Origin of the sequence: Pseudomonas sp. FP818 (genome assembly GCF_030687335.1) — a bacterium.
Classification (GTDB): Bacteria; Pseudomonadota; Gammaproteobacteria; order Pseudomonadales; family Pseudomonadaceae; genus Aquipseudomonas; species Aquipseudomonas shahriarae.
Genome location: NZ_CP117427.1, coordinates 4,796,238 through 4,810,225 on the forward strand (window position 1 = coordinate 4,796,238; position 13,988 = coordinate 4,810,225).

Annotated in this window: 11 protein-coding genes and 1 pseudogene; 6 read left to right on the forward strand and 6 right to left on the reverse strand. The window is 62.0% G+C overall.

The window, feature by feature from the left end:
- Positions 1–5 precede the first annotated feature (5 nt).
- Positions 6–2,786, reverse strand: coding sequence for a dermonecrotic toxin domain-containing protein (locus PSH80_RS21730; RefSeq protein WP_128592813.1), 2,781 nt, complete (start codon positions 2,784–2,786; stop codon positions 6–8).
- 203 nt (positions 2,787–2,989) lie between these two features.
- Here PSH80_RS21730 and PSH80_RS21735 point away from each other — a divergent pair, with 203 nt between their 5' ends.
- Together PSH80_RS21735 and PSH80_RS21740 are read left to right on the forward strand one after the other, a co-directional pair.
- Positions 2,990–3,454, forward strand: a complete 465-nt coding sequence (locus PSH80_RS21735) for a hypothetical protein (protein WP_057438212.1) — start codon at positions 2,990–2,992, stop codon at positions 3,452–3,454.
- Positions 3,455–3,474: 20 nt separating this feature from the next.
- Complete coding sequence (locus PSH80_RS21740; protein WP_057438210.1) at positions 3,475–4,287, forward strand: SDR family oxidoreductase; 813 nt, start codon at positions 3,475–3,477, stop codon at positions 4,285–4,287.
- Between the two features lie 41 nt (positions 4,288–4,328).
- Here the strand turns inward: PSH80_RS21740 and PSH80_RS21745 are convergent, their stop codons facing one another.
- The gene (locus PSH80_RS21745; RefSeq protein ID WP_186625898.1) at positions 4,329–5,183 is read right to left on the reverse strand and encodes a LysR family transcriptional regulator; all 855 of its coding nucleotides are present in this window, start codon (positions 5,181–5,183) and stop codon (positions 4,329–4,331) included.
- A 111-nt stretch (positions 5,184–5,294) separates the two neighbouring features.
- On the opposite strand from PSH80_RS21745, the gene PSH80_RS21750 reads away from it, so the two are divergent.
- Positions 5,295–6,482, forward strand: coding sequence for an MFS transporter (locus tag PSH80_RS21750; RefSeq protein WP_057958521.1), 1,188 nt, complete (start codon positions 5,295–5,297; stop codon positions 6,480–6,482).
- The gene (locus PSH80_RS21755; RefSeq protein WP_057438390.1) at positions 6,482–6,886 is read left to right on the forward strand and encodes a hypothetical protein; all 405 of its coding nucleotides are present in this window, start codon (positions 6,482–6,484) and stop codon (positions 6,884–6,886) included. The genes PSH80_RS21750 and PSH80_RS21755 overlap by 1 nt, the downstream gene beginning before the upstream one ends.
- A gap of 46 nt (positions 6,887–6,932) precedes the next feature.
- On the opposite strand, the gene PSH80_RS21760 is transcribed toward PSH80_RS21755, so the two are convergent.
- The 4 genes and pseudogenes from PSH80_RS21760 to PSH80_RS21775 all read right to left on the reverse strand — a co-directional run bounded on the left by PSH80_RS21760 (position 6,933) and on the right by PSH80_RS21775 (position 11,702).
- Positions 6,933–7,793, reverse strand: a complete 861-nt coding sequence (locus PSH80_RS21760; protein WP_305418276.1) for an HlyD family secretion protein — start codon at positions 7,791–7,793, stop codon at positions 6,933–6,935.
- 10 nt (positions 7,794–7,803) lie between these two features.
- The gene (locus PSH80_RS21765) at positions 7,804–8,004 is read right to left on the reverse strand and encodes a DUF1656 domain-containing protein (RefSeq protein WP_057438206.1); all 201 of its coding nucleotides are present in this window, start codon (positions 8,002–8,004) and stop codon (positions 7,804–7,806) included.
- The gene (locus tag PSH80_RS21770; RefSeq protein ID WP_057958520.1) at positions 7,994–10,177 is read right to left on the reverse strand and encodes an FUSC family protein; all 2,184 of its coding nucleotides are present in this window, start codon (positions 10,175–10,177) and stop codon (positions 7,994–7,996) included. The genes PSH80_RS21765 and PSH80_RS21770 overlap by 11 nt, the downstream gene beginning before the upstream one ends.
- 11 nt (positions 10,178–10,188) lie before the next feature.
- Positions 10,189–11,702, reverse strand: a pseudogene (locus PSH80_RS21775) (efflux transporter outer membrane subunit).
- A gap of 181 nt (positions 11,703–11,883) precedes the next feature.
- Between PSH80_RS21775 and PSH80_RS21780 the strand changes: the two are divergent.
- The gene (locus PSH80_RS21780; RefSeq protein ID WP_057958518.1) at positions 11,884–12,852 is read left to right on the forward strand and encodes a LysR family transcriptional regulator; all 969 of its coding nucleotides are present in this window, start codon (positions 11,884–11,886) and stop codon (positions 12,850–12,852) included.
- Between the two features lie 134 nt (positions 12,853–12,986).
- Positions 12,987–13,961: a D-glycerate dehydrogenase gene (locus PSH80_RS21785; RefSeq protein WP_057958517.1), complete on the forward strand. Its 975-nt coding sequence runs from the start codon at positions 12,987–12,989 to the stop codon at positions 13,959–13,961.
- The last annotated feature ends 27 nt before the right edge of the window (positions 13,962–13,988 follow it).

Genomic DNA, 13,988 nt, shown 5'->3' on the forward strand with positions numbered 1-13,988 from the left:
TCCCTTCACTCGAAATAGTCCTTGAAATTGTTCGGCCCCAAATACAGAAAGTTCGACGGCGTCAGCTTGATTTCTTTGGCCATCTTGAGCTCGACGAACTGGCTGCCGGCCGTGACCGGGCCTAAATCCGTGGGCACCTGGTCAGAGCTGAAGATCACCATATAGTCGCCACTGCCCACATAGCGTTCATTCCCTAAAAACAACAGGTTCTCAACGTTCTCGCTGTTAAATTGCTGGCCTGGGGGGTTAACGTACACACCGCCCTTTGAACCCGCACGCCTTTCACCACGCGCCAGATCATTGATGCTTCGCTCGCGAGCGATCGCTTCTGCGCCGGCCTTGCTGGTGTAGTGAATGTAAACCGGCTTGCCGTTGTAAGTGCCCGAATCCACTATCGACTGCCAATCCTGATGATTGGCCAAGGGTTGATTGGTTGCTGAGCTTGATGCCAGCGGGCCTTGCCCGGCAGGCTGCTCGCGGGCAGCGTTGACCCCCTTGCCTTTTCTATTGCCCCCGAGCATCTTGCTCGCGCGCCATTGGTTATCGGCACCTGTTTCAACGGTCAGTACGGGTTTACCGGTCTGGGGATCAATAATCTGGACATAGCCGTCACTGAGTTTGAAATCACCTTTAATCTCATACGTCTTGGCGATACCGGACTGATCGGTGTAACGGATAAACCAACGATCTAGCCCCGCCTCGTTCTTGTACTGATAAATCCCTCTAGCATTGACTGTGCTCTTGGCCAGTAATGATTCGCCATCGGCAATGGCGTAGGCGCTGATGTTGTCCGTTTGTGACGGTTGCAGGCGATTGGGCACATCGGCATCAACGCCTGGAGAGTCAGGCGCCGGTTCGGACGCGGACTCCACGGAGGGCTCAGGGGCTAGCGGTTCTTCTTTGGGCAGCGCAAAGGGATCCGCGGCATTTGAGCTGAGACCGGCAGAGGAGAACAAGGTGTTGATCATGCCATCGAATGACTTCGACGCCCCGTCATGACGTTCAGCCTGGGTGTCGCCCGAAATCTCTTTTTCGGTGCCCAATACCACTTCCGTGAGACTTGTGATGACGGCAGCGGCGGCGACCGGAGCAGCCAGCGGGGCCAGTTTGACCAGCAGTTCTGCGCCGACCGAAATGTCGTTGAGCCAGGTGTCACGGGTGACCTCGCTGTTGGATTTGATCGCGGTGTCTGCGTCGTTCCTCATACGCTGCTGGCCACTGTCCGCCATGTGACTGAACACATCGCCCTTGATCGCGATATTGCTGCGGTCAATGACGTTGCCCTCCTGGCTGCTGACGCTATCCGTACTGAGGTATTCCAGGGATGAATCGACGCCGTTTTTTGGCCGTATCTCAGAGATCAGGGAACCCAGCGGCACGATTGCATTAAAGAATGCGGTCCCAAAACCACCGGACTCACTGTTCTGCCGATCAGCCAACGAGAAGTGCGACTCCAGGGCTTTGCGCGTCTGGGGCGTCTTGCCTTGATCGCTGACCCATTGATCCATTTTTTCCAGTGAGGCGAATTTCAGAAAGGCTGGCTTGGCGTCAGGAATATAGAGAATTTGCACGCCGTCCAGGCGCCCGCTGGCATCCTTCTGGAGCCCCTCTGCGGGCAGGGTAAAACGCAAAATATCACTGGACTGAAAGCCATTGATATCAAATGCATGAACCTGGACATCGCCGGTTACCGGGGAGGTTGCCTGCAGTTTCTCCACGGTCATGGGCTGGTCTTCGGCTATTTCTGCACCGGTAACCGCCTTCATCAGCCGTCTATAGTCACTCCTGGTGAGCTGATGCTCGGGCGGCTGCAGCGCACGTTCGGCCGGTAACTTCGCCTCCTGGGCCTTGAGTTGCTCGCCTGCCCTATAGATGAATATGCCTTTCTGGACTGTGCGGTAGCCATCGGCGTGGTCTTTCCAGAAGCTGTCGATTTTTGCCGACATGGTCGTCTGGAAATCGGATTTCCAAAGGGCCTTCATAAAGGCCGAAGGCGCCAGGGGGATTTCGTTGTGGGCGCCATAGCCTGCTTTGGCGCTTTGTCCGGGGCCGTCTTTATACAAGCCCGCTTCCGAGTCCAGAGTGCCGGGAATCCCGTCGTACTCGGAAAAGTTCTTCAACACGGCGTCAGTCAAACTGATGGATGACGTGGGTTCTTCCTTCATGTGTTCCCAACCGGTAGCGGTTTGCCCTGATTGCGAACTGTTAAAACGATTCAAATAAGTCTTGTCGGCGTCTACATGGATTCCGGTCAACCCGAACACAATTTCTTCTGCACGCTTTTTGGCTTCTTTGCGCACATCTGGAAACGCCACGGCCGTGTCCAACACAATCTTTTTGAATTTGGTTTTTTCGACATTGGCCTTGGCGGCTCGCTCGGTAATGACTGCGTAGGCATTCGAGGGGCTTGTCGGTGCCAGGGCAGACACGGTCTGCCTGAGTTGGATGAGCCCCTCTCGGTTTTGCGGAATGCTCCAGCCATTGGCGGTGATGTATTGCGCAAGGCTGACTTCCATTGTCGGGCCTGGGTGTTGCGCATCGGGAGCCAATTGTATTTTGGCGGCTTGCAAGGCCGGGAGAATATGCTCATTGGATATACGGCCCGTTGCAAGTCCTTGCTCCAGGCCTGCCAGGGTCAGTATCAGCGCGTTACGGTTGTCCAGGGCACTGTTGCCGGCAACGGTGGTGGCTTGGGTATTGGAGGCGGACTTCATTGGGCTGCTCTCATCGTCAGAAGCGAAGGAGCGGTAGGCTGGAACAGCAAAATTTTGTACGGATAAGGTCATGGCGTTGTTCTCGGCACGTATAAAAAAAGCTCACAGAACAACGACCGTCAGTCTGTGGCTGTATATAGGTGTGTGAAGCGAACAACCCCCTTGATTCCAGCGCGAAGGTTACGTGGAGTGTCCGTTCGGGGGTGACCGCAACCCGATAGGCAACCGCATGCTGTCAACGGTACGATGGTTCATCTACCCACGAGGCTGCCCCCATGTTCTTCGGCGTTCTGCTCATCATCACCTGGCTGGTCCTACTCCTGCGCTACCCGGCCAAGGCATTGCCGGTTTCCCTCGCCGCAGCAGTGGGCTTGGGCTTCGTGGCGATATGGGTGGTCTGGCTGGACAACCGCGAAGCCTCGCAACTGGCGCGCCTGGAACTGCGCATCCACTATGCCCCCGATCAGTGCCCCGCCGACCGCCCCTTGCAGCTCAAGCTCAACAACGGCAACGACGTCCCCCTGACCGAACTGCGCTGGCGCGTCGCCGCCTACGCACCAGGCGATACGGTGAACCTGGCGGACAACGTCTATGCTGCCCCGCGTTATCGCGGCCCCGGCGAACTGCAGGCCGGCGCCACCTGGGAAGACTGTCTGCCAGTGCCGCCCCTGCGCCCCGGCTACCGCCCGCAAACCCTGGAGTTTCGCGCCGAACACCTGCAAGGCAGCTTCTCCGACTAACCACTACCAAGGATTGCCCCATGCCTAACGTGCTTATCACCGGTTGCTCCAGCGGCATCGGCCGTGCCCTGGCCGATGCCTTCAAAGTCGCCGGCTATGACGTATGGGCCAGCGCCCGTCGTCCCGAAGACGTCGCGGCCCTCGCATCTGCCGGTTTCAAGGCCGTGCAACTGGACGTCAACGATGGCGCGGCCCTGGCGCAATTGGCCGGACAGGTGGGCGAGCTGGATGTGTTGATCAACAACGCCGGCTACGGCGCCATGGGCCCGCTGCTCGATGGTGGCACCGAGGCCCTGCAGCGCCAGTTCGAGACCAACGTGTTCGCCATCGTCGGCGTGACCCAGGCGCTGTTCCCCGCCCTGCGCGCGCGCAAAGGGCTGGTGGTGAATATCGGCAGCGTTTCCGGGGTGCTGGTCACGCCGTTTGCCGGCGCCTACTGCGCCTCCAAGGCCGCCGTGCATGCCTTGAGCGATGCCTTGCGCATGGAACTCGCACCGTTTGGCGTGCGAGTCATGGAAGTGCAGCCGGGGGCGATCAATACCCACTTTGCCAAGAACGCCGGCACCCAGGCCGAATTGCTGATCAATGAACAATCGCCGTGGTGGCCACTGCGCGAAAGCATCCGTGCCCGCTCCCAGGCCTCCCAGGACAAACCGACCCCGGCCAGCACCTTTGCGGCGGATGTGCTCAAGGCCGTGCAACAGAGTGAACCACCGCGCCTGCTGCGTTCGGGGAATGGCAGCCGGGCGTTGCCGTTGATGGCGGCGCTGCTGCCCAAGGGGTTGTTGGAGACGGTGTTGAAGAAGCGATTTGGGCTGGGTGGAGCACTTTGATCACCGTGGCGAGCGGACTTGCCCTCTGCACGGGGTCTTCGCTATTTCATGAAGTCAATAAACGCCCGCACCTTCAGCGGTAAATGCCGCGTGTCCGGATACAGCGCATACACCCCCTGAGGCGCGAAACGATGATCCGGCAACAGGCGTACCAGCCGCCCCGCGTCCAGGTCCTCCTGCACCAGCCACTGCGGCAGGACCGCCACGCCATGCCCGCGCACGGCAAATGCTTGCAGCACGGCGGCACTGTCGACCACCAGCGCACTGGGGCCAGAGCGATAGTGATGTTCGCCACCTGCCGGGTCGGTCACGCTCAACTCAGTCAGGCGGCCATGCCCCAGCTTGGGCAGTCGTTCTAGTTCATCCAACGTATGGGCACTACCCAAACCAGGCGCCGCAACGGCAAATACCTGATAGGTGGATAACTGCACCGCACGATGATTGGAGTCCACCAGGCGCCCCAGCCGGATCGCCACGTCAAACCGCTCGGAGATCAGGTCGGCATGGGTCGAGGATGTGGATAAGTGGATGTTGAGGTCCGGGTGCAGGCGGCGAAAACCTTCCACGGCCGGCGCGACCACCGCCAACGCATATTCAACAGTCGTGGTGATGCGCAGGGTGCCTTTGAGCTGGGCGTGCTCAGAACGGGCCTCTTCCACTGCCAGCCGTGCTTCTTCGAGCATGCGTGTACAGCGCAGGTAGAAACGTTCGCCGGCATCGGTGAGCGCCAGTTGGCGGGTACTGCGGGTGAGCAGGGTGACGCCCAGTTCGGCTTCCAGACGTTTGAGATTGAAGCTGACCACCGCGCGGGTCTGGCCCAGCAGATCGGCGGCGGCCGTCAGCGAGCCGGCCTCGACCACGGCTTTGAAAGTGTCGAATCGGTCCAGACTGACCATGGCCACAGCCCCCCTTTGTCAAAATATTTTTGACAAACTAACAGGCAAACCCGTGTATCCCAAGCTCTGCAACCGGCCTACCCTGCCAGCCTCAAACGCTGGATCGCCCCTATGACCTACCGCTCGAAAGTCGCCTGGATCTTTTTACTGGGCTTCGCCCTGGACCTGGTGAACATGTTTGTCGCCACCGTCGCCTACCCGGATATCGCCCATGAACTGCAGGCTTCGGTCACGCAATTGGCGTGGATCAGCAACGCATACCTGCTCGGCCTGACCCTGATTATTCCGCTGAGCGTCTGGCTCGCCGCAGTGTTGGGCGAGCGGCGCTTGATCGCCGCGAGCCTGGGGCTGTTTGGCATGGCATCGGTGCTGGTAGGCCAGGCCGAGTCGATTCAGGCCCTGATCGGCTGGCGGCTGTTGCAAGGCTTGGGGGGTGGATTGCTGATACCGGTGGGCCAGGCCTTGGCGTACCGACACTTTGCCCCTGGGCAGCGTCACCAACTGACGGCCCGAGTGATGTCGGTGACGCTGCTGGTGCCAGCACTCTCCCCGGCGCTGGGCGGCTTGCTGGTGGACACGGTGTCGTGGCGCTGGATCTTCTATGCCAACCTGCCATTGGCCCTCCTGACCCTGCTGCTGGCACTGCTGTGGATAAAACCCGATGTGCCCGCAACCTCGCGACCGGCCCTGGCCTTGGGGAGTCTGTTCAAGCAGATCCGCCACCCGATGCTGCGAGTGGCGATGCTGGTGTATCTGTTTATCCCCGGCGTCTTTATCGGCACCAGCCTGGTCGCCATCCTCTACCTGCGAGGCCTTGGATACGACGCGACACGCACCGGGGCCTTGATGCTGCCGTGGGCACTGGCCTCGGCCCTGGCCATCTACCTGAGCAAGCAGTTGTTCAGCCGGTGCGGGCCCAAGCCATTGCTGCTGGCCGGCATGGCCTTGCAATGCGCCGGCATCCTGCTGCTCAATGCTGCCCAGCCCGCCCTGCTGGTGGGCGCCTATGCCCTGATGGGCCTGGGTGGCAGCCTGTGCAGCAGCACCGCGCAGACCCTGGCCTTTCTGGATATTCCTGCCGAACGCATGGGCCACGCCAGCGCGCTGTGGAATATCAATCGGCAAGTGAGCTTTTGCCTCGGCGCAGCGGCACTCAGCGCCGTGCTATCGGCCTCGGATTCCTTCACCATGACCTTCTTGATCGCGGCAGCCCTGACACTGCTGCCGCTCTTCGCAGCGCTGAGCCTGGATACCTCCAGGGTTCGCGCACTGCTTCACCCAGCCAGCGAGACTCAATGATGATTGATTACAGCGACTTTTTTGAAGAAGTGATCCAGACCCACATCGAGATCGAGCAGTGGTTTGCCGGCACAGCCCCCGAAGGCACCCTGCAGAACTTGCTGGCGCGCTTCTCCCCCGAGTTCAGCATGATCGCCCCCGCCACCGGCGCACGGGTGAATGCCGCCGGGGTCCAGGCCCTGTTCACTCGCCTGGGCGGCATGCGGCCCGGATTGAAAATCACCTTGAGTGAACTGACCGGCATCGACCGCCATGCGCGGGGTGCCACGGTGACCTACCGTGAGCATCAGGTTGATCACAGCGCCAGCCAGACGGATCGCCGGGCCACCGTGGTGTTCGAGAAACAGGCCAGCGGCGCACTGCTGTGGCGGCACCTGCATGAGACCTATATCCAGGGCCAATAACCCTCCCCTGCAGGAGCCGGCAGGCGACGTGCCTGATGCCCTCTGTTTAGTTTTGTGCCTGGTTGACGATCACCGTGCAAGTAATCCCCGCCGCCAGCAACACCCCCTCCGGCACTTCATCAATATGGATCCGCACCGGTACCCGCTGGGCCAGGCGTACCCAGTTGAAGGTCGGGTTCACGTCGGCGATCAGTTCGCGGCTCTCGGGGTTGTCGCGGTCGTAGATGCCGCGGGAGATGCTTTCCACATGGCCCTTGAGGGTCTCGCCGCTCATCAGTTGCATATCGGCTTTATCACCGACTTTCACATGGGGCAGCTTGGTTTCTTCGAAGAAGCCGTAGACCCAGAACGAGTTCATATCGACTACGGCCATCTTGGCTTCGCCAATGCGCGCATAGTCGCCGCGATGCACGTTGAGGTTGGTGACATAGCCGTCGACCGCTGACACGACTTGCGTGCGTTTCAAGTTCAGTTCGGCGGCCTCCAGTTGCGCCAGGGCATGTTGGTAGTCCGCCAGGGCCGAGTCGGCGATGTTGCTGGCGTCGTCGCGGTTCTCTTTGGAGATCACCAGGGCGTCGAGGTCGGCACGGCGGTGGGCGTTGACCTTGCGCATCTCCCAGGTGGCTTTGCGTGAGGCGACCAAAGATTGCGCCTGCTTGACCGCGATGCGGTAGTGCTCGGGGTCGATCTGCATCAGCAGGTCGCCCTTTTTCACCAACTGGTTGTCACACACCGGCACATCCACCACTTCGCCGGTGACGTCGGCGGCCACGTTGATGATGTCGGCGCGCACCCGGCCATCGCGAGTCCATGGGGTCTGCATGTAATGGACCCACAAGGTGCGGCCAATCCAGATCGCCAGGGCCAGAACCAGCAGGGTTGCGAGCAGGCTGAAAAACTTTTTCATCGGGGCATTCTCAACGGTAGACAGTCAGCGCCATGGCGCCGAAAAGACAGGTGAACAGGCTCAGGCGCAGCAGCGCCGGGTGCCAGAAAAAACGGTACAAATCAAAGCCCGCCAGGAAGCGATCCAGGGCCCAGGCCAGTGCGGCGGCGATAAAAAACATCAGGGTCATGGTCGGCATGTAGATGCCGTGGAACGCTATTTCACGAGGCATGGGCGACTCCGGAAGGCTTGAAGGCAGCCAGGGGCGATTGCGGGTCCAGCAGGGAGGTGCGGATAAAGTGCAGGTAGCTTTTCACCCGGCGCAGGGCCGAGGTGTCGAAGTGCGGGGCGAAGGGTTCGTCGGTGGCCTGCACGCGGCTGATGGCGTGATCGACCGCCACCAGGGCGCGCTCCAAGTTGCTCTGGCTCGGTTGCAAAAACAGCCGCACCAGCGAACGCCCCATGACCCGGATGGCCTGGCGCCAGGGCTGGGATTGAGCGTACGCCGGGTGCACCGGCAGGATCGCCTGTTCCTTGCGCAACTCAATGATCGCGTGACCGACTTCAAGCACCACAAACATCCAGCGCAACAGGTTGCGTTGCACCTGTGGCTGGCCGGCGGCCAGGCCATAGGCCTGGTGCAGCAGGTCGCGGGTGCGGCTTTCAAAACCCGAGGCCAGGCCCTTGAGCTTGCCGCTGATGGCATATACCACTTGCTCACGCAGGTCGCGCTCCAGGCGGCGCCACAGCCAAGGGCTGTTGGGCGGCAGGATAATCGCCCCCGCCGCGGCGCACACCAGCATGCCGATGATCATGGCGATGTAGTCGTTGATAAAGGTGTAGGGGTTGTAGATCGTCAAGTTGTCCGGCACCGAACCGGTACTGAAAAAGATCAGCAGGCCCAGGCCGACCCCGGCGTATTGCGGGCGCGACGAGAGGAACGCACCGAGCACGATCACCGGGGCGAGCATCACGCAGAGCAAGGGAAAGCCGTCGATCCAGGGAAACACGAAGAACATTTCGACAAAGCCCACCACGGCGCCGATCAGCGTCCCGCAGGCCATTTGGAAGGCCATGCGCTTGGGGTTCGGCGTGGCGGCCGACAGGCCCACGGTGGCTGCCGCGATCAGGGTCATGGTCGCGCCGCTGGGCCAGGCGGTGGCCACCCAGTAACTGCCCAGCACCAGCAGAATGAATGACGCGCGAATTCCCGACGCGGCACAGGCCAGCCAGTTGGTTTTCGGCGTGTAGGACTCGTCCCAGTGCTCCCGTGCGTGGCTGTGCTCGGCCAGGGAAGCATGGGTCTGCGCATAGTTGTGCAGGTCATCGACAAAGCGGTACAGCAGCTCGTAGGCAGTGTGGAAATCCAACTGCTCGGCATCGCTCGGGCTGCTCTCCTGGAACATCGCCCGCAGGCTGCGGACCTTGGCCGGCAGGCTCTCCTTGTAGGCCGTCAGTTGGCTCACCAGGCGCGCAGCATCGGGGCTGGTCAGGGCGCGCCCACTGAAGCCATCGAGCAGTTCGGCCAAGTCCTGCAGGCCGGGCTTGATCGCGGCCACCACATGGTCGGCGGCATCGCTGCGTAGGCGTTCGAGCAGCTGGTGCAGGGCGTTGAAGCGCGTGGTGATGCCCATGAACTCACTGTTCAAGCGACTCAAGCGACCATTGCGCCGGCGCATATGGGGGTCTTCGAATACGGTGACGCTGCGCAGCCCTTCCAGGCCCACGGCTTCGGCGATAAAGCGCACGTTGCTGCTTTCAAAACCTTCACGCTGGCTGCGCCCGCGCAGGCCATCGGTGACGAACAGCGCGAAGGTGCCGAAACGCTGGTACAAGGCGTTGCGCATGGCCGCGCTGCTGGTTTGCGGCAGGATCGCGGCACTGACCAGGGTCGCACACAAAATCCCCAGGGAGATTTCCAGCACCCGCCAGACCGCCGCCATAAAGGCGCCGTCCGGGTGGGCGAGCGCCGGCAGGCCGACCATCGCCGCCGTATACCCGGCCAGCACAAAACCATAGGCGCGAAAGTTACGGTTACGGGTGGCACCGGCCGTGCACACGCCGACCCAGATCGCCAGCGCGCCAAGGAACAGCTCGGTGTTTTGCGCAAACAAGGCGATCAACAACACCATCACCGCCGACCCCGCCAGGGTGCCGAGGAAGCGGTAGAAGCTCTTGGCAAACACCTGGCCGCTTTGCGGTTGCATCACGATAAACACGGTGATCATCGCGGTACGCGGTTGCGGCAGTTCCAGGCGCATCGCCAGCCACAGGGTGAGAAACGCGGCGATCAGTACTTTGAAGATATACACCCAGGTCACGCCATCACTGCGCGCCCAGTCGAAAAAGCCACGGCGCCATTCCAGGGAATGCAGCCAACGCAGCGGTGCAGGCAAGGGAGTCATGGGGAACCTGATCAGTGATCGAACACGGCCAAAGCCGCCGGGGTCTTGCTCGGGAGTGTCTTATCGGGTGTCGGAGCATCGCTGCCAGCACCCAGGCCACCGCCCAGGGCTGTCACCAGTTCGGCATGGGCGCTCAAGCGCGCGGCCTGGACCTGTTGCTCGACCTGCTGCTGGCGAAACAGCAGGGTCTGGGCATTGAGCACATTGAGGTAATCGGTCAGCCCCCGCGCTGATAGGCGATCATTGCGAGGTCATAGGTTTTCTGCGCCGAGGCCAGCGATTCGGCGGCGAAGGTTTGCTGCTTGGCCATGGATTCGCGGCGGATCAGTTGGTCGCTGATGCCCTTGAGTGCATTGACCAGGGTCTGGTTGTAGCGGGCCACGGCAATGTCGTAGCCGGCGCTGGCCTCGCCCAATTGCGCACGCAGGCGGCCACCGTCGAAGATCGGCAGGGTGATCGCCGGGCCGACGCTGTAGTTGAGTTTCTTGCCGGTGAGGAACTCCAGCATGCCGCCGCCGGTGGCGACGTAGCCGAGGCTGCCCACCAGGTCGACGTTGGGGTAGAAACCGGCGTGGGCCACGTCAATCCCCCGGGCCTGGGCCGCGACTTGCCAGCGGCTGGCGACCACGTCCGGGCGCTGGCCGAGCAATTGCGCGGGCAGTGCCGAGGGCAATTTCAGCGGCGCACCGAGGGCCAGGGTCGGCCGCTGCAAGGTTGCACCCTCCCCCGGCCCCTTGCCGGCCAAAGCCGCCAGTTGGTTGCGGGTCAGGGCGATCTCTTCGTCGAGGGCGTCCAGTTGCCGATGGGTTTCCGGCAACGGCGTCTGGGCCTGGCTGACTTCAAAGTGCGTGCCGATCCCGCCATCCAGGCGCTTTTGCGCCAGGTCGAGGATCTGCTGTTGCTGGGCCAGGGTGGCGGCGACGATATCGCGCTGGGCGTAATGCAGCGACAGCTGGATATAGGCGCGCACCACATTGTTCTGCAATTCCAACTGGGCCTGGCGTGCCTGGGCGACACGCCTATGCGCCAGGTCGACGGCGCGCTCGCTGGCATTGCGCTCGCGGCCCCACAGGTCGAGGGCGTAGCTCAGGCCCAGGGCAGCGTTGTTGTCCCAGGTGGTGGAATTGTCCAGCTTGCCGGGGCCGTAGAACTGATCGCTGGGCCAGTTGTGGCGCTTGAAGGTGGCATCCCCGTTGATCTGCACGGCCTCGGCCGACTCGGCCAACCCGGCCATGGCCCGTGCTTCACGCACCCGGGCGGCGGCTTCGGCCATGCTCGGGCTGCCTTGTACGGCGAGGTCGATCCACCGATTGAGTTGCGGGTCGCCATAGGCCTGCCACCACTGGCTGGTCGGCCAGTGGGCATCCCGGGCGGCGCTCTGGATCGCGTCGTCGGTGGCCAGGGTATTGGCGGCGAGGTGCTTGCCTTGGGGGGCAATTCCTCCGGTTCCGATGCAGCCGCTGATTGCTAACGATAAAGCCCAAACACTGAGAGTCTTCAGCTCTCTGCTGATGCGACGCGGCACTGCTGCGAATTCCTGAGGTGGTGTTGCGGGGACGGTGCGGCAATTCTAGGGGGCACGGGGAATGGCGATAAGGTGGGATTCCTGTGAATCTTTATTACCGTTCAGGCGATAATCCATTGGTCGGGCTCACTCGCCCCCGTAACTTCGTGTCACAATTTGCCATCTCCCTTGAGAGCACCCCATGGACACTTTGCAAAACATGCGCGCCTTCAGTTGTGTCGCCGAGGCCGGCAGCTTCACCGCCGCCGCCGTACAACTGGACACCACCACGGCCAACGTCTCGCGCGCGGTCTCCAATCTGGAAGCCCATCTGCAAACCCGCTTGCTCAACCGCACCACCCGCCGCATCGCCCTGACCGAGGCCGGCAAGCGCTATTTATTGCGCTGTGAGCAAATTCTCGCCTATGTCGAGGAAGCCGAGGCCGAAGCCAGCGACGCCCATGCACGCCCCGCCGGGCAGCTCAAAGTGCACACCATGACCGGCATCGGCCAGCATTTCGTGATCGACGCGATTGCCCGCTACCGCCGCACCCACCCCGACGTGACCTTCGACCTGACCCTGGCCAACCGCGTGCCCGACCTGCTGGACGAGGGCTACGACGTGTCCATCGTGCTCGCCAGCGAGCTGCCGGACTCGGGGTTTGTCTCCCAACGCCTGGGGATCACCTACAGCATCGTCTGTGCCTCGCCGGCCTACGTCAAAGCCAACGGCTGCGCGCAGCGGCCCAGTGACCTGCTCAACCATGCCTGCCTGCGCCTGGTCAGCCCGGTGATCCAACTGGACAAATGGGCCTTCAACGGCCCGGACGGCCAGGAAAGCGTGAGCATCAACAGCTCGCCGTTCCTGGTGAACTCCGCCGACGCGATGAAGACCGCGATCATCAGCGGCATGGGCGTCGGCCTGCTGCCGGTGTACGCGGCCATCGAAGGCCTGCGTAACGGCACCCTGGTACGGATGATGCCGAATTACCGCTCCCAGGAACTGAACCTGTACGCCATCTACCCGTCGCGCCAGTACCTGGATGCGAAGATCAAGACCTGGGTGGAATACCTGCGCGGCTCGCTGCCGGAGATCCTCGCGGCGCACCAGGCGGAACTGGTTGCGTATGAACTGAGTGGCAGTTTGGGTGGGGTGCGGCTGGGTAGCTGACCTGCCGTCATCGCAGGCAAGCCAGCCTCCCACATTTTGCCCTGTGCCCACAGAGGTCTAGCGGTGTCCTGACATTCGCAGCGAGGAATGTTAGCGTGCTTGGCATTCTTCCCTGTCGATGAGCCTCACTTGCGATGAAAAAGACTGTCCTCGCCTTCAGCCGTGTCACCCCCGCGATGATCGAACGCCTGCAACAGGACTTCGAGGTCATCGTCCCCAACCCCAAGCAGGGTGATATCAACGCGCAGTTCACTGAAGCCCTGCCCCACGCCCACGGCCTGATCGGCGTCGGCCGCAAGCTCGGGCGGGCGCAGCTCGAAGGGGCGAGCAAGCTGGAAGTGGTGTCCAGTGTCTCCGTGGGTTACGACAACTACGACGTGGACTACTTCAACGAACGCGGGGTCATGCTCACCAACACCCCCGATGTGCTGACCGAAAGCACCGCCGACCTGGCCTTCGCCCTGCTGATGAGCAGCGCCCGCCGCGTGGCCGAGCTGGACGCCTGGACCAAGGCCGGGCAGTGGAAAGCCAGCGTCGGCGCGCCGTTGTTTGGCTGTGATGTACACGGCAAGACCCTGGGTATCGTCGGCATGGGCAATATCGGCGCGGCCATCGCCCGCCGTGGGCGCCTGGGCTTCAATATGCCGATTATCTACAGCGGCAACAGCCGCAAGACCACGCTGGAACAGGAACTGGGCGCGCAGATGCGCAGCCTGGACCAGTTGCTGGCCGAGGCGGATTTTGTGTGCCTGGTGGTGCCGTTGAGTGAAAAGACCCAGCACCTGATCAGCCATCGCGAGTTGGGCCTGATGAAATCCAGCGCAATCCTGGTGAATATTTCCCGAGGCCCGGTGGTGGACGAGCCGGCACTGATCGAAGCCCTGCAAACCCAGCGCATTCGCGGCGCCGGGCTGGATGTGTATGAGCGCGAGCCCCTGGCCGAGTCGCCGCTGTTCCAACTGAGCAATGCAGTGACCTTGCCGCACATCGGGTCGGCCACCCATGAAACCCGTGAAGCCATGGCCAACCGTGCCCTGGACAACCTGCGCAGCGCCCTGCAGGGCCAGCGCCCGCAGGATCTGGTGAACCCGCAGGTGTGGAAAGGCTGATCGGCATTGTAGGAGCTGGCAAGCCAG